This window comes from Paenibacillus sp. EKM211P (genome assembly GCF_011066175.1).
In the GTDB taxonomy this organism is placed as follows: domain Bacteria; phylum Bacillota; class Bacilli; order Paenibacillales; family Paenibacillaceae; genus Paenibacillus; species Paenibacillus polymyxa.
In genome coordinates this window covers 156946-175997 of sequence record NZ_JAAMNS010000005.1, presented here as the reverse complement: position 1 = coordinate 175997, position 19052 = coordinate 156946, and the positions used below count along the sequence as shown (strand labels likewise).

Annotated in this window: 17 protein-coding genes; 3 read left to right on the top strand and 14 right to left on the bottom strand. The window is 47.3% G+C overall.

Features of this window, described 5'->3' with window-relative positions; all coding sequences use genetic code 11:
* Positions 1–56: 56 nt before the first annotated feature.
* Together G9G57_RS11175 and trxB are read right to left on the bottom strand one after the other, a co-directional pair.
* Positions 57–287, bottom strand: a complete 231-nt coding sequence (locus G9G57_RS11175) for a glutaredoxin family protein (protein WP_013373091.1) — start codon at positions 285–287, stop codon at positions 57–59.
* Positions 288–342: 55 nt separating this feature from the next.
* Positions 343–1284 (bottom strand): thioredoxin-disulfide reductase, encoded by a 942-nt coding sequence (gene trxB / locus G9G57_RS11170; protein ID WP_117290032.1) that lies wholly within the window; start codon positions 1282–1284, stop codon positions 343–345.
* A 281-nt stretch (positions 1285–1565) separates the two neighbouring features.
* On the opposite strand from trxB, the gene G9G57_RS11165 reads away from it, so the two are divergent.
* Entirely contained in the window at positions 1566–2297 is a 732-nt protein-coding gene (locus G9G57_RS11165; protein WP_013373094.1) for a ZIP family metal transporter, read from the top strand.
* Between the two features lie 81 nt (positions 2298–2378).
* Here the strand turns inward: G9G57_RS11165 and G9G57_RS11160 are convergent, their stop codons facing one another.
* A complete protein-coding gene (locus G9G57_RS11160; protein WP_017425975.1) occupies positions 2379–2840 on the bottom strand; it encodes a hypothetical protein in 462 nt (153 codons plus the stop codon).
* Between the two features lie 10 nt (positions 2841–2850).
* Complete coding sequence (locus G9G57_RS11155) at positions 2851–3405, bottom strand: NAD(P)H-dependent oxidoreductase (protein WP_017425976.1); 555 nt, start codon at positions 3403–3405, stop codon at positions 2851–2853.
* A gap of 135 nt (positions 3406–3540) precedes the next feature.
* On the opposite strand from G9G57_RS11155, the gene G9G57_RS11150 reads away from it, so the two are divergent.
* Both G9G57_RS11150 and G9G57_RS11145 read left to right on the top strand, forming a co-directional pair.
* Positions 3541–4176 carry an HlyD family secretion protein gene (locus G9G57_RS11150; RefSeq protein ID WP_016820318.1) on the top strand — a complete coding sequence of 212 codons (636 nt, stop codon included), beginning with the start codon at positions 3541–3543 and terminating at the stop codon, positions 4174–4176.
* A 9-nt stretch (positions 4177–4185) separates the two neighbouring features.
* Positions 4186–5709, top strand: a complete 1524-nt coding sequence (locus G9G57_RS11145; protein WP_017425977.1) for a DHA2 family efflux MFS transporter permease subunit — start codon at positions 4186–4188, stop codon at positions 5707–5709.
* Between the two features lie 163 nt (positions 5710–5872).
* Here the strand turns inward: G9G57_RS11145 and G9G57_RS11140 are convergent, their stop codons facing one another.
* The 10 genes from G9G57_RS11140 to G9G57_RS11095 form a co-directional block, all read right to left on the bottom strand.
* Entirely contained in the window at positions 5873–7855 is a 1983-nt protein-coding gene (locus tag G9G57_RS11140) for a heavy metal translocating P-type ATPase (protein ID WP_044786328.1), read from the bottom strand.
* A 442-nt stretch (positions 7856–8297) separates the two neighbouring features.
* Positions 8298–9746 carry a PEP-utilizing protein gene (locus G9G57_RS11135; protein WP_164964945.1) on the bottom strand — a complete coding sequence of 483 codons (1449 nt, stop codon included), beginning with the start codon at positions 9744–9746 and terminating at the stop codon, positions 8298–8300.
* 305 nt (positions 9747–10051) lie between these two features.
* Positions 10052–12478, bottom strand: coding sequence for a heavy metal translocating P-type ATPase (locus G9G57_RS11130; RefSeq protein ID WP_164964944.1), 2427 nt, complete (start codon positions 12476–12478; stop codon positions 10052–10054).
* A gap of 186 nt (positions 12479–12664) precedes the next feature.
* Positions 12665–13033, bottom strand: a complete 369-nt coding sequence (locus G9G57_RS11125) for an ArsR/SmtB family transcription factor (RefSeq protein WP_007432172.1) — start codon at positions 13031–13033, stop codon at positions 12665–12667.
* Positions 13034–13134: 101 nt separating this feature from the next.
* Positions 13135–14259, bottom strand: coding sequence for an NADH:flavin oxidoreductase (locus G9G57_RS11120; RefSeq protein ID WP_185156684.1), 1125 nt, complete (start codon positions 14257–14259; stop codon positions 13135–13137).
* Between the two features lie 176 nt (positions 14260–14435).
* Entirely contained in the window at positions 14436–14771 is a 336-nt protein-coding gene (gene cyoD, locus G9G57_RS11115; RefSeq protein ID WP_013373103.1) for a cytochrome o ubiquinol oxidase subunit IV, read from the bottom strand.
* The gene (gene cyoC / locus G9G57_RS11110; protein WP_164964943.1) at positions 14772–15380 is read right to left on the bottom strand and encodes a cytochrome o ubiquinol oxidase subunit III; all 609 of its coding nucleotides are present in this window, start codon (positions 15378–15380) and stop codon (positions 14772–14774) included.
* Positions 15380–17356, bottom strand: a complete 1977-nt coding sequence (locus G9G57_RS11105; protein WP_064797238.1) for a cbb3-type cytochrome c oxidase subunit I — start codon at positions 17354–17356, stop codon at positions 15380–15382. Before G9G57_RS11105 ends, cyoC begins: the two co-directional genes overlap by 1 nt.
* Positions 17357–17381: 25 nt before the next feature.
* On the bottom strand, positions 17382–18350 hold the full coding sequence (gene cyoA / locus G9G57_RS11100; RefSeq protein WP_064963572.1) for a ubiquinol oxidase subunit II: 969 nt from the start codon (positions 18348–18350) through the stop codon (positions 17382–17384).
* A gap of 353 nt (positions 18351–18703) precedes the next feature.
* On the bottom strand, positions 18704–18952 hold the full coding sequence (locus G9G57_RS11095; RefSeq protein WP_013373107.1) for a hypothetical protein: 249 nt from the start codon (positions 18950–18952) through the stop codon (positions 18704–18706).
* Positions 18953–19052: the final 100 nt, after the last annotated feature.

The window sequence follows — 19052 nt, the reverse complement described above, 5'->3', positions numbered from 1 at the left end:
AACTGCGGCGAGGGCCTTGTTTAAACCATATGAAAATCACATGCTGTTAGGCTGGATTAAGCGTTCAACACTTTTTCAAACTTGGTTTTGTTCATACCGGAAATACGTTCTTCCCCAATCAGAGTCAATGGAACGGCACGAATGCCCATATCCCACACCTCTTGAGCAAAAGCTTCATTCGTTTCAATGTTGCGCTCTTCGTATTCGACGCCTTTTTCAGCCAGGTAGCTTTTTACTTGACGACAATGCGGGCAGTTTGTAGATGTGTAAACTATTGCTTTTTCCATGAATATCACCTCATCATTTATTTTGTTACATCATATTTATACACACTTGCAAGTATTACAGGGCCAGTGCACTGTGCTCCAGACTTTCAATGTATTTCTCGCTGTCCATAGCAGCCATACAACCACTACCTGCTGCGGTAATCGCTTGTCTGTAGCGTGTATCCTGTACGTCGCCACAAGCGAATACGCCAGGCACGTTTGTTTCGGAAGTACCCGGATTAACGACGATATAACCGTTCGCATCCGTTGTAATTTGTCCCGCAAGGAAGCCTGTATTCGGATGATGTCCAATCGCCACGAATACGCCGCTCACTGTAATGATTTCCTCTTCACCTGTTGCATTGTTCAGCACTTTCAAGCCAGTTACTCCGTTTTCGTCTGCAACTACTTCTACAGGAGTACGATTGAGCGCCCATTCAATTTTGCTGTTCGCACGAGCACGATCCTGCATAATTTTAGAAGCTCTCAATTCTTCACGACGATGTACCAACGTTACTTTGGAGGCAAAACGAGTCAGGAAATTAGCTTCTTCCAGTGCAGAGTCCCCACCACCGATAACAACGATTTCTTTGCCACGGAAGAAGAACCCGTCACAGGTAGCGCAAGTGCTCACGCCGCGTCCGATGTTATCCTGTTCACCGGGAATCCCCAGGTATTTGGCAGTCGCCCCTGTGGAAATAATCAGCGTATCGGTAACCAGTTCACCCAAACCTTCTACATCCAGTGTAAATGGACGAGCAGTTGTGTCTACCTTGTTCACCCAGCCTGTGCGGAATTCAGCGCCAAAACGCTCCGCTTGCTTACGCATATTATCCATCAAATCGGGTCCCATGATTCCTTCAGGAAAGCCTGGAAAATTCTCAACTTCTGTAGTCGTGGTTAATTGTCCGCCTGGCTGCGGTCCTTCGATCACCAGCGGGTTCATATTAGCACGTGCCAGGTAAATAGCGGCGGTCAAACCGGCAGGGCCGGTACCTATAATAATGGACTTGTACATATCTTGGTTCCTCCTAAAATATCATAAGTATTATATAGCGAGTTTTCGGTACCGGGCGCTGGGCTGCTGCATATACTCTAAAAGTACTGCTGGCAGAAGCTCATCCCAAAAAGTGGACACCCGGATGTTGTAAAAACGAATCACTTGTTTTATAGCCTTTTATGACTTAGACTGATTCTAAATCCTAATTTCATTATGCGGAAAGAGCTGTAAACAGTCAAATGAAGTTTTCATGAAGCGAAGCTTAAAGATAAATGAGGTATGGAGGGATTATCCCGATTATGAATGACGTTTTCGTAGGTAGCTTAATTTCTGCCTTGTCCACTGGACTTGGCGCCGTGCCTATTCTGTTTATGCGTAATATCACGCACCGGCTTCGTGATGTTCTACTGGCTTATGCCGCAGGAATTATGACCTCTGCATCGGTGTATAACCTGATTCCAGAAGCGATACAGCATTCCAATTGGTTCGTGCTGACTGCGGGGATTTTGCTCGGTTGCCTCGTATTACTGGTGATGGAAATGTATATCCCCCATGCCGATTTGGAGGACCCGGATTCCAAAACTTTTCAATTGGAGTCCAAATCTTTTCTCATCATCGCAGCTATTACGTTGCACAACTTGCCGGAAGGGCTCTCTGTTGGGGTCAGCTACGCGAGTGAGACTCAGAATCTAGGCAATCTCATTGCCTTCTCTATCGGTCTGCAAAATGCCCCGGAAGGCTTTATTGTAGCGTTATTCCTGGTGAATCAAAACATTGGGCGTTTCAAGGCATTGGGCATTGCTACCCTAACCGGGGCTGTGGAAATCATCACCAGTCTGATCGGCTTTTACTTGAGCAGCTGGGTGAACGGACTGGTGCCGTATGGTCTTGCTTTTGCTGCCGGGGCTATGATGTTTATCGTTTACAAGGAACTGATTCCCGAAAGTCACGGGGATGGTAACCAGCGAATCGCCACATTTTCCTTTATTCTTGGCTTGATTACGATGATCGGGCTAACCGAATGGCTATAGCCGTGCAACACAAAAAGGCTGTCTTCTGCCTGTATTCCAGACAGTAAAGCAGCCTTTTTGTCATGTTCAAATGAAGGGATCTCATTTTTTTCGGTTCATGGAACGCAGTGCTTCACGATACTGCTCGTCCTCACTTTTGGAATTCTCCTTCTCTCCATTAGAGAGTCGGGAATGTCCATCCTTTTCTTCGTCCTTTCCAGCAAAACCACGCAAAGCCGCACGATAATCCTGGTCCCCGTAGGCACCTTCTGTATTCTCGCGATCTTTCTCCACCTTTATATCCGTTTGGATATCAGGCAATTTGTGCTGCTCCTCTGCACGATGTTCTTCAACGCTCGAATTCTTAGGCTGGATCTCTCCCGTATGCTCCGTCAATTCATGCGCCTTGGGTTCCACCTGCACAGGATATGGACGTTTGCTTCTTTGCCGGGATTCCTCTTGGTTGGGGCGATTCTTGGCCGAGGACTTGCGCGTCATCTTCGTATTAAATACCAGCAAAAAGATAAAGGCAACCACAGCTACTACAATAAAAGCAATGGTCATCGGCGGCCTCCTATTCTTTTTCGGCGTTACGGTACCGTCCCGCCATCTCAGCGACCCGTTTGCCCAAAGAGCGACCTAACGCAAGATCATCCCCCGTTGGAAGGTTGGGCGGCCCATCGGGGTCTGTCTCCACCGGACATGTTACCCCTACGCCGTAATAGGAGCCGTAGAGCGCATTCTCTGTGATGCTAGCGGGCAGGCCTACAATAATCATACCTTGATGAAGCATAGGAGTAATCAAATTCAACAGCGTTGATTCTAATCCACCATGAACGGTAGCGGTTGTGCAAAACACAGCCCCGATTTTGTCCACTAGCTTGCCCTGCGCCCACAGATACCCCAGCCTATCAATCCAACTCTTCAGACCGCTACTGATGGTACCAAAATGACCCGGGCACCCCCATATGATCGCATCTACGCTTACAAGCTCATTCACATCGGCCTCATTCACATGTTTTAGCATCACTTCTGTGTGATCCAGGCGTGCCCCTTCTGCGATCGAGCGAGCAAGACGTTCGGTATGTCCATTTTCACTGTCATATACAATCATAATTCTGGTCGTCATTATGCACATCATCCTTTGTCAGCAAGATCATCCTTTTGGCATACGCTCTTAACCTTTCCCAAAACCCATCTGAATATTATGAATCGTTTGACGAATACTTTGAACATCCAAAAATACTAGGGAGGCATGCACAATATGAATTCGCGCGCCATATTAGTTAACCTGCTGGTAATCATCATTATTCTGGCAGGAGGTGGAGCCGCCGCCTATTACTACAATCAGTCCGCCAACTACATAAAAACCGATAATGCCCAAGTGAGCGGACAAGCGGTTACCGTTGCCTCTCCAAGCGCGGGCAAGCTCACAGGTTGGAATGCTGAAGTTGGTAAGACGTACACCGCTGGCAGCACGCTGGGCAGTGTTGAAGGAGGCGGAAGCCGAATTAGCGTTACGATTCCAACTGATGGTACCGTTGTGCAGCAAACGGCTGTCAACAACTCGATAGTCGGGGCGGGTACACCTTTAGCGAAAGCCTTTGATCTGAACAATCTTTGGATTACTGCCAATATAGACGAAACGGCCGTGCAGGATCTCCAGGTAGGTCAGACCGTAGACGTGTATATTGATGCTTACCCGGATACATCCCTGAGCGGTAAGCTCGAAAAGATCGGTCTGGCGACCGCCTCCACCTTTTCACTGCTGCCTACTTCCAATACCACTGCCAACTATACCAAGGTGACGCAGGTCGTGCCTGTTACCATTTCCATTCAAGGTTACAAGGGGCTGGGAATTATCCCGGGAATGAGTGCGACGATCAGAGTTCACAAGTAGGAGGCTGTCATGGATCAAAAAATGTCCGTCGGACGCATTCTGTCCGTGCTGCTGCTAGGCGCCTTCATTTCGATTTTGAATCAAACGTTGCTGAACGTGGCGATTCCGCACTTGATGAATGATTTCAATGTGTCTGCCACAACCGTTCAATGGCTATCCACCGGATATATGCTGACCAACGGGATTTTGATTCCAATCACCGCTTTTCTCATTGAGTCATTCGGGACACGTGCCCTGTTCATATCCGCGATGGGGTTATTTACTGCCGGGTCTGTCGTCTGCGCTGCCAGCACCGGCTTCGCGCCTATGCTGGTTGGACGCGTGATTCAAGCCAGCGGTGCGGGCATCATCATGCCTGTGGTGATGAACGTGTTCCTGACTGTATTTCCTCCCGAAAAACGGGGGGCTGCTATGGGAACCATGGGGATCGCCATGATGTTTGCTCCGGCGGTAGGACCCACTTTATCTGGCTGGATTGTGGAGCACTACAGTTGGCGGCTGCTATTTTTATTAGTAATTCCGCTGGCGATCATTGATATTCTGTTTGCTGTGCGCTGGCTCAAAAATGTGTCCAAGCTGACAAAACCGCATTTTGACCTGCTGGGAACCATTTTTTCCACCCTTGGTTTTGGCCTTTTGTTGTATGGCTTTAGTTCAGCTGGAGACAAGGGCTGGAGCAGCAATACAGTTATACTCTCGCTCGCTTTTGGGATCGTGTTTATTGTGTTTTTTGTCGTGCGTGAGCTGAACATGTTGGAGCCTATGCTGGAATTCCGTGTATTTAAATATGATATTTTTACGGTATCTACGCTGGTTGGGGCTACGGTCAATATGACCATGTTCGGCGGGATGCTGCTACTGCCGATCTATTTGCAAAATATACGCGCCTTTACACCGCTGCAATCCGGTCTGCTGCTGTTGCCGGGTGCACTGCTGATGGGTGTGATGTCACCGATATCAGGGGCAGTATTCGATCGTATTGGCGCGAGACCGTTGGCGATCATCGGGCTAATCATTACGGCAGTCACGACATGGGAATTCAGTCTGCTGACCGATGCCACCACCTATGGACATATTATGATCATCTATACGATTCGCAGCTTCGGGATGTCACTGCTGATGATGTCCGTCCAGACGGAAGGGCTCAACCAGTTGCCTCCACATCTCGGCAGCCATGGTACTGCCATGTCCAATACAGTACGGCAAATCGCCGGATCTATCGGTACCGCTTGGCTCATTACTGTAATGAGCAGCCGGACTACGGTTCATATGGCAGATTATGCGAATGTAGCTACCACAGCCAATGTCTCTGTAACTGAAGGCGTATCACAACTGGGACAGACCCTCGCACAAACAGCGGGTATTTCTGCGGAAAGCGGCTCTGCACTCGCGATACAACAGGTATACGGAAGGGCTGTTACAGAATCGACGATCCATGGTATTAATGATGCCTTCATCATTGCAACCGGAATTGCACTGGCGGGATTACTGTTTTCCCTGTTCTTGCGGCGGTCTACACCGCGTCGTAGATAGTCGTACAGCAGTCGCGATTAGAAGTATGAGATAAACTTTGCCTTGCATACAAAATAGACTAACACTACTAAAGAAAGAAGGAGCATTCATCCCCCTTGGATGTATGAGGGTTGAATGCTCCTGACTGTTTGTAATCTTGTGATTTGTGAATTAGTTTATAGTCTTATGACCGCAATAAGCGCAGGCCGTTCAAAATGACAAGCAGTGTACTACCTTCATGCCCAATGACCCCAAATGGCAGGGCTATATTTTGCACAAAATTACTGATCACCAGCAGCACAATGACACTTACCGCGAAGATCATATTTTGTTTGACCACTCGCTGCGCCTTGCGCGCCAGTGCTATCGTCGGAGCAATCTCCTCAATTCCGTCGTTCATTAGTACCACGTCTGCGACCTCCAGGGCTGCTCCGCTGCCATGCATCCCCATGCCTAGCCCTACGGTTGCTGCGGTCAAAGCCGGAGCATCGTTCACACCGTCGCCGACCATGACGACATGCCCGTATTGCTCCCGCAACATGCGAATATGACTGACTTTATCCTCCGGCATTAAGCCAGCATATACTTCGTCTACTCCAGACTCTGCCGCGATCACGGCAGCCGTTTCCGGACGGTCTCCGGTCAGCATGACAACCCGAATCCCCTGTGCTTGCAGGCGTTTCACAGATTCTCGTGCCTGTGGACGCAGCTCATCACGTAGCGCCAGCATTCCGACAATCCGATCATCCGCGAGAATGATGGATACGGTTTTGCCCTCGGCTTCCAGTCGGGCTCGACTCTCCACCCACTCTGGCTCAGCCAGAAGACCAGGTTCATCCAGCACGTTCGTGCGACCGATTTTCCATTTCACCCCGCCTATGATGCCTTCCATTCCCCATCCGGTAAGGGCCTGCACTTGCTCGGCTGTGAGCAGCTCTCTCTGTCCCAATTCAGCTTCGGCTTTGGCTACAATCGCTCGCGCCAGCGGATGTAAGGAATAGCTTTCGATTGTCGCGACAATGTGCAATAGCTCATCAGCATCGTAATCTGGGGCGACAATCCAATCCGTGACCACAGGTGAGCCCTTCGTTAACGTGCCCGTTTTGTCAAAAGCAACAACCGAAGTTAATGCCATATTCTCCACATGCGCGCCACCTTTGAACAGGATGCCCCGCCGGGCACGATTGGAAATGGCCGATAGCATCACCGGCATAATGGATGACACGAGCGCACAAGGTGAGGCTACGACAAGGAACACCATCGCCTTGTAAAAAGCCGCTGCCCACGTCCAGCCTAATGCTAGGGGTGCACCCACAATGACGATCAGCGTGACGGCAACAACAATTCGGGCGTATACCGATTCGAATGTTTTAATAAACCGCTGGGAATCGGGAACCTCGGTCCGTGCCTCTTCTACCATACGAATGATTTTTGAAAATAAAGTATCTTCCGAGGACTGGCTGACCTCTACATATAGCACGCCTTCTCCATTAATGGTGCCTGCATATACTTCGTCACCTGCTACCTTGTTTACCGGAACAGATTCCCCGGTAATGGATGCCTGATTCACGGCTGACACGCCCTTGGAGATTCGGCCGTCCGCCGGAATTAATTCGCCCGGCTTTACAAGCAACAGATCGCCTGGCAACAGCTGCTCAATGCCAACCGTTTCTGTTCCGTCGTGAGACAAGCGCAAAGCCGTTTCCGGTTTTAACGCCATGAGCTCGGAAATGTCCTTACTACTACGCTCCGTGGTATAGCTCTCCAGCGCACCGCTGAGTGCAAAAATAAAGATCAGCATAGCTCCTTCATTCCAGTAGCCAATAGCCGCAGCTCCTAAAGACGCAGCGATCATGAGCAAATTAACATCCAGATCATGTTCTCGGATCAGGGTTTCAATCCCTTCTCTGGCTTTGGACCAGCCTCCAAGGGCATAAGACACTACATAGAGAATGATGGATAGCCATTGCCACCAATGTGAGACCCCCCATGCCATCAGCATTAGCATTCCACTGCCTAGAGCAGCCTGCATCTCCTTATTTTTCAGCATGCTTTTGAGCTGAAATTGCGGTTTGCGATTGGGACCGGGTCGTCCGCTGCCACTGTTTTTTGAAAGTGCTCGGTTAGAGGGAGACAATGTATCTTGTAATCGTTGAACTGCTTGCATCTTGTCACGTTCCTTTCCATTTTTGGTTCCTTGTACTTGCATCTCATTGAGAATGATATCCATTGTTAAGTGCCCTAAAATAGCACATGCTGCTTCGGGAAGCCCGAAGCAGCATGTTTGGCAATGAGAATGATAATCATTTTTGCATCTATACAATTATTTTGCTTTAGAGAAACTTTTGTTTTATTATATACCCTTTCTTTTCCACTTGTAAACTGCTAATAGCCTAAATAAAAAAAGATACCCGCGCAAACAACGCAGGTATCCTCTATCCTCTATATTTCAAAGCGTTCTATTCAGGATTTGCAAAATTCGATTCCAGTCGCTCCAAAGTGCAATATATAGACGAACTAGACCATTTCGATCTATATATTGTTCATTGAAAGTCGCTTACTGGATTCTTGCAAAATCCTCTATCACATGAATTCAGGTTATCTTCAGACTATAGTGGAAACTTCCACGCATGGGTGTGTGCAATTTCTGAAGTGTGTTGACGATTGGGTTGCTGTTGCAGTCTCCAACGCGCAGCCGCAAGGCGCACAGCAGGAACTGTTGAATCCGAGCAAATGACCCCCGTCAGTTCGTTCTCCCAAATCCAATTCCCATCCAGGGACTGGTGAATTTCATCTATCGCCACCCATATAGGAAGCTCGGGCTTTACACGCCGAACAGCTTCCATTATGCGTTTTATCGTATCATTAGCATTCTCATGACCGTCAACAACGGATGGAATCAGCGAACCCCCAGCTCTGTTGTCATCAGATGGAACTGGTATGACTTCTAAAATGACCGTATCGGCAAAGCGTGCCAAATCTGCGGCTTGAGCCGCCTGCTTGGTCTGTCGTGCGCTCACTTCGAACATGCTATCAGCATTGGCCGACTTTTCCGACTGTACGGATTGCTCACTCCATGTATGGCCTGCATTAGGCACCAAACTTGCATCAACCGTCAAAAGTACACCTACCCGATATGGAACGCATCGCAGACGCCCACACAACGTTTGCTCGGCAACGCCGTCGATCCAGTCCCGGATGGTCTGGAACTGGTTTACGTCAGCCGGATTGCGCACCATAATCTCCAGCCGTGGTTCTCCCCCCTGGCGCATGCTCCGCAACGCTGCACGCAGTAATGCCTCCAGCTGCATATCTTGCAGGCTTCCGATGCCCACTGCATTATTCTGCTCAGTCAAAGCTATAGTCAGCGGCAATCCGCCCAGCAACTCAAACAAGCCCTCGTACTCTGTTTCCAGCAGGCCAATGATTCGTCGGGACAGATGCTCACACAATCCAGGCAAACCAGATGCTTTATTAAATGATGTGTACGTATCGGATGCACGGGAACCAGGGACAAGGATGGGATCGGGCTCCCCGTCAGGGGCATGAATCTTTAGTCCAGACTCTGCCGCTTCCAAATAGGCATAGCATAATTCCCTCACGCGGCCGGATGCCAGTGACAATGGACCATGCAGCAGACTATAACCGTCAAGACTACCTATTCCTGATGCTTCCTCTGTACTTTTACGACTCATACTTGCAGGAGCATCCGCATAAAGCCGTATGGAGGTGTCGCTGTATTCATCGCTCCATTTTAGTAGTGTGTCCATGGCTTGCACTGTATCATTGCCGTTACTCAGCATCGGCTCTCCAAGTAATTCCGGGTTTGCAGCCAGCAATGCCTCCGCTCGACTGATTGCACCCTGCTCGGCTAAACTAACCAGCCAGCCCAATGGATCTTCCTCCTGTGCAGCAGATACTTGATGGCTTCCTGCTCTTAGCGTCTCCATAGCCAATCTCCGTGTAGTAGACTCCATACCTGGCTCTGGAACGTTGCAATCCCGGCTGTTTATGCCACCCAACAGCTCTGCGAATACATGCATCAGTTTAGCCTCCATGCTAGTAATCCATCCTTTCTTTCGTCAGCAAGTTGGCACACACGAATTCGAGTACCCCTCCAAATAAAGAAAACGCTTACTAATTACTGACCAACCGAATGTTACATGGGTCTTACTTATAAAGTCCCTACCTTAAACGTATTAGACCCTCCCCACATTTATACATCTCTGCACAACTACGATATATGAGAAAAATAGGTCTCTATACTGCTGAAGGCACATGTCTACACAAAAAAGGCTGCTATAAAAACACCCCCTGTCTTCATAGGATGTCTACATCCAATGTTAACGGGGGTGTTCCCTTTTTATTCGTCAGAACCAACCTTCAGCACACGCATCACATTTAATACGGCTAGCAGTGTTACACCTACGTCGGAGAATACAGCCTCCCACATAGTAGCAATACCAAACGCGCCCAATGTGAGAAATACTGCTTTGACACCTAGCGCAAATATAATGTTTTGCCATACGATACGGCGTGTGCGTTGAGCAATATGAATCGCCGTCACCAGCCTTGAAGGCTCGTCGTTCATGATTACGATATCTGCTGCTTCAATCGCAGCGTCCGAACCCAAACCGCCCATTGCTACACCAACATCTGCCAAGGCAAGTACAGGTGTATCATTAATTCCATCGCCTACAAACAAGATTTTACCGCTCGGTTTTTTACTTGCAGACAACTGCTCAATGGCTTCGGCTTTATGCTGAGGCAACAGTTCTGCCCGTACTTCATCCAGACCTAACTGACGTCCTACAGCCTCGGCAACTGTCCGATTGTCACCTGTTAGCATGATGGTTTTGACCACCCCCAGCTTTTTCAGCGAAGCAATCGTTTTGGCCGCATCCTCCTTAACCTCATCCGATATCAGAATGCAGCCAGCATACGTTCCGTCTACAGCCACATGTACGACCGTTCCTTCATCCATTGGCCCTGCTTGCTGCGCCACATTAAAAGCAATACGCTCCCGCTCCATCAGCTTAGCGTTTCCGGCCAATACCTTGTGCCCATCGATCTGGGCCTGAATCCCGTGGCCGGATATTTCGCTATATTGCTGCACTCGCTCCGTTTGAAGTTCATTGCCATAAGCTTCACGCAGAGAAGCTGCGATAGGATGCGTGGAGTGCATCTCAGCCAATGCAGCAGTCTCCAGCAGACTTTCCTTCGTAAAAGCTTCGGCAGGATAAATCCCTGTCACGTGGAAAACACCTTTGGTGAGCGTACCTGTTTTATCAAAAACAGCATATTTCACATGATTCAGGGCTTCAAGATAATTACCGCCCTTGATCAGCACACCTGAACGGGAGGCTGCCCCGATTCCGCCAAAGAAGCCCAGTGGAATGGACACCACCAGCGCACACGGACAAGAAATAACGAGGAAAACAAGCGCACGATATATCCAATCTGCAAACTGTGCACCTGGCACAACAAGCGGAGGAACAACCGCAAGCAATAACGCTACAATAACCACTACAGGAGTATAATATCTGGAAAATTTCGTGATAAACTTTTCAGTCGGCGCTTTTTTGGCACTCGCATTTTGCACCAGTTCCAAAATTTTAGAGACCGCAGATTCACCAAATTCTTTGCTGACCTCTACCGTCAGAAGTCCGTTCGTGTTCACAAATCCACTCATCACACTGCTTCCCGGCTCAACGGTACGAGGCACAGATTCACCGGTCAACGCCGAGGTATCGACATGCGACTTGCCTTCTACAACCTTACCGTCCAGCGGGATCTTCTCACCCGGCTTGATCACTATCAAATCTCCAATACGGACCTCTTCTGGAGACACCCTTCGTACGGATTCAGCCGTCTTCAGGTTGGCATAGTCTGGTCTGATATCCATCAAATCGCTGATGGACTTACGTGAACGGTTAACTGCAATGCCTTGGAACAGCTCTCCGATTTGATAAAAGAACATGACAGCTACGCCTTCGGGGTATTCCCCAATAGCAAATGCGCCCACCGTAGCCAGCGTCATCAAGAAATACTCATCAAAGGCCATTCCACGCACCAAGCTGCGTGCAGCCTGCAAGACAACATCACCGCCAACGATGATATATGCCACTAAAAATAGAGCCAGCTTGCCCACACCTTCGACAGGTAACCACCAGGCAACAGCCGCAATAACCGCTCCTATGGACAGACGTGCAATCATGCGGCGCATACCGTCCGTACCATGATCATGCGTATGCCCGGCATGACTATCATCATGCGAATGTGAATGTGAATGAGCATGGGTAGCTTCACCATGATCGTGCACTGCATGGTGATTGTGGTGCATGTGTGCATGATTACCGTGGTCGTGCCCATCGTGTGCGCCATGTGCTTCATGGCTATGACCACCATGACTGTGAGCAGCATGCTTTCCATCATTGTGATTATGTCCTTCACCATCATGCTCATGACCGCATGCGCAATCCTCTGTGCAGCTTGCCTCTACTGCACCAACGCCACTTCGACTGTCTTCGCGCAAGCGTCCACCCGCACTTTTGGCAACCAACCGAATATGAGGCTCAAGTCTGTGGACCTTCCGTTCCGTTTGGCGAAAAACCTCTTCTTTTTGATCCGAAGTTGTGGTCATCGTCAACGTTTTTGTTACAAAATTGACCGAGCAATCAAGGACCCCTTCTATTTTACTGACTCCATTTTCAATCTTTAAAGCACAGTTAGCGCAATCTAGACCTTCCAAAATCCACTCATGCCGTTCATTTCTTTTTAGAGCATCCATAATAATTGGCCTCCAATTAGCTATATATGAGCAACTGTTCATATATTATTTGTTAAGGTCATTATATTCAGGTTTAGGGGCAAAAGTCAATGATCATAGCCCTTTTTAACGAAAAAAAATGACTTCAATGGACAAACACCAAAAGAGCGCCAATTGCTTGGCGCCCTGCTGTTGGTTTGTCAAAAATCATTGATGTGATATGTGCTGATGGGTTTGCAAAAAAATCTGCTCCACATGATTATCATCCAGTGAATAAAACACTGTCTTGCCTTCCTTGCGTCGTTTGACAATACGCAGGTTGCGCAAATAACGAAGCTGGTGGGATACCGCAGATTGGCCCATGTTCAACACCTGTGTTAAATCATGAACACACAGTTCCTTTTGAGCCAGGGCATAAATCAGCTTGATCCGTGTCGGGTCACCTAGCGCTTTAAACAGCTCCGACATTTTGTATGCGATGGAATCCTCAACTAGGGAAGATTTTATACGCTCAATTTCCTGATCTGAACCGTGACAAGCCGGCTCACAATCCAAAGCTTCCGTTTCAGAATTCATACTTTTCACCCCGTGTATTTCGACTTGATGCTCCTATTATAGCAAATTCGTAGAATTTACGAATAGCTTATATTACAGCTTGCCCTGTAACCGAAATTTTCCTAATTCAACGTTTTTAATACTTCATCATTGTAAGGAATTATTTCTTTTATCTGTTGATCACGTAATTTTACTGCAAATGCCGGATCAACCAGCAATGCACGTCCAACTGCAACCAGATCAACTTCCTCTCGTTCTACTAGCTCCACGAGTTGTTCTAATCTGGCCTCTACACTACTCGATTGATCAGTCTGACGATCATTGTTTTTTTCCAAATCACTCAAAAAGGCCTTCTCCAAACCAATTGACCCCACCGTAATCACTGGCTTGCCTGTTATCTTTTTGGTCCATGCTGCCAGGTTTAGATCTGACCCTTCGAATTCTGGCTCCCAGAAACGGCGGCTTGAGCAATGGAATACATCCACCCCAGCTTGTACCAATGGGGCAAGAAACTGTTCAAGTTCCTGCGGTGTCTGTGCCAGCTTTTCTCCATAATGGTACATCTTCCACTGGGAGAATCGCAGTACAATTGGAAAATCCGGGCCTACTGCACGGCGACAAGCCTCAATGACCTCGACCGCAAACCGGGTGCGCTGAACCAAATCGCCTCCATATTGATCGGTACGCTTATTGGTTTTGTCCCAGAAAAATTGATCTATTAAATAGCCATGTGCTCCATGAAGCTCAATGCCGTCAAACCCCACCCGCTTGGCATCGGCAGCGGCCTGAGCAAAGGCTGCAATGATATCCGTAATTTCCGCCTCCGTCAATGGCTCAACTACCTTTTCACCTGCGGGAGAAATACCTGAAGGACCGACAGGCAATGCCTCGGGATTCGGTTGGTTATCCGCACCTATTTTCCGGGCTGTACCCACATGCCAGAGCTGCGGTATAATTTTGCCGCCGGCCGCATGAACCTCCTCTACTACCTTAGCCCATCCTTTCAATCCCTCACCATAAAAGTTAGGGATGCCTGTGTGCTCCACAGCGGCGGGATGATTGATAGCTGTTCCCTCTGTAATAATCAATCCAACAGCATTTTCTGTACGGCGACGATAATACGCGGCAACCTCAGGTCCTGGAATACCTTGAGGAGAAAAATTTCGTGTCATGGGAGCCATAACCATCCGATTGGGAAGCGATAAGTTACCTATCTTAAAAGGTTTAAACAATATTTCGGTGTTCATGACGTTTTCCTCACTCTCCATTAGTATTATCTTTTTCACTCTTCTGTTATACAATTCCATTTTACACACATACAAACTTGAGTTCAAGAAGCCACAGTTAAATTCCAGCAGGCTCTTTACAAAAAAAGAGGAAGCGGCATAGAGCCGCTTCCTCTTATCTAAATTAGTGTGACTTATTAGTGTGCTACCATGTTGTATTCCATAATCCATACAGAACCGCCAACGACAGTCAACAGGATCACAACACCAAAGATCAAAGTCATAACATTCCAACGTGGTCCATTGCTTTCACGGATGTGCATGAAGAAGAAAAGCTGAACCAGAAATTGCAGCACTGCCGCGGCTAAAATAACAACCATGGTCGAAGTGCGGCTCAACATATGATTCATAACCACGAAAAGAGGAATGATGGTCAGTACGATGGACAGAATAAACCCGATAACATAGGATTTCACTGAACCGTGAGAATCATCATGACCATGCGAACCCGCTCCTGATTGATGCTGTGCCATCTACATCACCCCCATCAAATAGACAACTGTCAGCAAGAAGATCCATACAGCGTCCAAAAAGTGCCAGTACAAGCTCAATGCCGAAACTTTGCCCTTCGTCTCTGGAGTAAGTCCGCGTTTTTTCAACTGGAACATAAGTCCAATCATCCAAACCAGACCTAACGAAACGTGAAGTCCGTGTGTTCCGACCAAGGTGAAGAATGCCGACAAGAACGCACTGGTTCCAAAGTTGGCACCTTCATGTACCATTTCAACAAACTCGTAAACTTCAAAACCGATAAAACCAAGACCCAGAATCGCTGTCACGATTAACCAGCTGATTAATCCCTTCATGCTTCCTTTGTTCATAGCCAACACAGCCAGACCACTTGTGAAGCTGCTTGTGAGCAAGAGGAACGTTTCAATAATAACGCCCGTCATGTTAAACAGCTCTGCGCCACCTAGTCCTCCGGCTGTGTTGTTCCGAAGGACAACGAAGGTTGCGAACAAGGTACTGAACAGGATTACGTCCGTTACGAGGAAGATCCAAAAACCAAGCATCTTCAATTCTTGCGGATCGTGATGCCCGTGGTCATGATCATGGCTGTGATGTGCTGCAGCTTGTGCCATTATACAGACCCCCTTATTGCCGCTTCCGTGCGTTTTACTTCATCCGCAGGGATATAGTAGTCGCTATCATAGGAGAAGAACGAACGGCAAATCATACAAATTGCCACGCCGATCAGCCCTGGAATATAGAAGAACGACCATCCAAATACGAACCCGAAACCTGCAATGAAAAAGAATACCGACATAATGAATGGAATCGCCGAGTTTTTCGGCATATGAATCGCTTCAATTGGCGGTTGCTTTCTGAAAATACCTTTTGCACGTTTATCTTTTTCTGCCCACCAGTCATCGCGTTCTTCTACTTGCGGAATGGTAGCAAAATTGTATTCCGGTGCAGGTGAAGGAATGGACCATTCCAACGTGTGACCGCCCCAAGGGTCGCCAGTTGTATCCTTCAGCTTGCGGTAATTTTTGATACCCAGAAGAATTTGAAGAACCTGGAACAAGAAACCAATCCCCATCAGGAATGCCCCAACGGTTGACACCATGTTAAGCGGCTGCCAGCCAGTATCCCAGCCGTAAGTGCTCAGACGACGTGTCATCCCCATCAGACCGAGGGAATATTGCGGAATGAAACATACATAGAAACCGATATTCCAGAACCAGAAAGCCCATTTACCAGGCGTTTCAGGCAATGTGAAACCGAACATCTTAGGCCACCAGTAGTACAGACCTGCCAAGTAACCGAACACTACCCCACCAATCAGAGCGGAGTGAAAGTGAGCGATCAGGAAGTAACTGTTATGGAACTGGAAGTCCGCAGGCGCTACAGACAACATGACGCCCGTCAAACCTGCAATCAGGAAGTTCGGAATAAATGCAATAGACCACATCATCGGAGTTTTAAATTCGAGTTTACCCCGGTACATCGTGAACAGCCAGTTAAATACTTTAACCCCTGTCGGTATTGCGATAACCATCGTCGAAATCGCAAAGAATGCATTAACATCTGCGCCTGATCCCATCGTGAAGAAGTGATGCGCCCACGTGAAGAAGGACAGGATCGCAATAATGAACATTGCGTAAACCATGGATTTGTAACCAAACAATTTCTTTTTGGAGAATACGCTGATAACCTCGGAATAAATACCGAAGGCTGGCAATACTACGATGTATACCTCAGGGTGACCCCACATCCAGATCAAGTTGATATACATCATCGGGTTACCGCCGAAATCAAGGGTAAAGAAGTGTCCTCCTCCGAAGCGGTCAAGGAATAGCAACGCTAAAGTAACCGTCAGAATCGGGAACGCGAAAATGATAATAACACATGATGAAAATACGGACCACGTAAAGACAGGCATTTTCATCCAAGTCATACCAGGTGCGCGCATTTTAATAATGGTAACAATAAAGTTGATCCCTGTAGCCAATGAACCTATACCAGAAATCTGAATACCCCAGATATAGAAGTTCTGACCGACGCCAGGACTAAATTGCAGTTCTGAGAGCGGTGGATAACTCAACCAGCCTGCATCTGGCGAACCGCCGATAACGAAGGACAAGTTGAACAACATCGCACCCATAAAGAAAAGCCAGAAGCTCAATGCGTTCAGGAAAGGAAACGCAACGTCGCGCGCACCAATTTGAAGAGGTACGGCGATGTTAAACAAACCAAACATCAACGGCATTGCCATAAACAAGATCATGATTGTGCCGTGAGTTGTGAAAATCTGGTTGTAATGCTCAGGATGTAGGAGTGTCACATCCGGTGTAGCAAGTTGAATACGCATCAATAATGCATCCACGCCTCCGCGGAATAACATCAAGATGGCCGCAAGAATATACATAATACCGACTTTTTTATGGTCAACCGTAGTCAACCAGTTTTTCCAAAGCCAGCCCCATTTTTTGAAATAAGTGAGCACAAACACGATCCCGATCGTTGCTAATGCGATGGAAACGTCCGCTCCATAGATCATCGGGTCTCCAGTAACGAAGAAAGTGGATGCAAACTCTTTTATTTTGTCAAGCATTGGGGGCCTCCTTCCCTATAATCATTTAATTGTGTCCGCTCATGTCCATTCCAGCATGATCTTCTGTGCCGGAATTGGATGAATCTTCTGTGGATGTAGCTCCGCCATGTCCAGCATGGGGGTTAGGAGCACCTTCCACTACATACTTGTTAACAATCTCTTTGAACAAGCCGTCTGGAATCGAAGAATATTCATCAGGCTGGGACAAACCTGGTTTTGCAAGCGCCAAATAGCCGTCTTTCGTCAGCGGCTTAGACTGCTTCTTGATGTCAGCGACCCAGTTTTTATACTCTTCATCCGACTGGACTTCTACATCAAAACGCATTTGTCCAAAATGCTCACCGCTAAAGTTTGCACCCGAGCCAAAGTAAGTTCCTTCGTGATCGGCCTGCAAATGCAGTTTCATGGCCATGCCTGACATAGTGTAGATTTGACCGCCCAATTGCGGAATCCAGAACGAGTTCATCGGGGCGTCAGCAGTCAGTTCAAAACGGACTGGAACACCTTTAGGAATGTGAACTTGGTTAACTGTAGCTATACCTTCCTCTGGGTACATGAAGAGCCATTTCCAGTCCAGTGAAGTTACTTGAATCGTTACTGGCTTTTGCTCACTTGCCAACGGCTTGGAAGGCTCCAGCAAGTAGGTATATCTCGCAGTGATGACCGCAATAATAAGGATAACGATAATCGGAATAGCCCACCATGTGGTTTCCAGCTTTTTGCTGTCATCCCAGTGAGGTTGATACTTCACCTTGTTTGTTGGGGTATCGCGATACCGCCAAACGATGAAGAAGGTCAAAATCATAACCGGTACAATTATAAGCGCAGACAATGCAGTTGTAAGAATGATCAGCTCTTTTTGTGCTTGCCCAATTGGTCCTTTCGGATCGAAAACAACGTATTTTCCGCCAGCATAAAAACACGTCCAGATGAGCAATGCTACCGTGAGCACGGTCAAAACCAACGCAATAATCGCTTTTGGTTTTTTGTTCATGTTGTTCCCCTCTCCTTAAAATAGTAAATTACTCAAAACTTAACGAACTCCTGTAATCTTGCCCTTATATAAGATAGCAGAAAAGCGGCCACTTTTTTTATTGTTAACAGAATTGTCGATTATTTGTCCGATTTTTGTGAAAAACCTCTCTAAAAATAAAATTTCTCTTGCAAATTCAAAATTTCTTTTTAATTCAAAAATGACATATAAAAACGTTAATTATGCATCTTGAAGTATCTTAAAAAAGCTATACTAAAGCAAAAATCGGGACTCCTTACAGTTATCATGCTACACTGCTCGAAGCCCCGCGCTGTTGTTTTCATTATTAGTTTTACATCATTTTTTCAATTGTATTAACGATGCCCGTTCTCTTGGTCTTCCTTCTTACGGGCAATGACAAATGATTTCCCGATTAGAAAAATGAAAATTCCGGCAGCAAAGGCGCCAATGCCTGTCATTAAATAGATATTACGATCGGTTAAATTCCCTATATCAAGCAAAATAAGAATAATACCTACAATGCAAGCGATCAAAGAAATAACAGATACCGTGCGGCTCATTTGGTTATCACTTGATCCTGATTTTCTAAAATTCGAAGCCATACCCTCCACTCCCTCTAGTTTAAAATAGTTTAAAAAGTGCCCCTCGCCAGGTATTTTTTTCAGTATGCACATTTTTTATTTTATTATTCCTGCCGGTCTC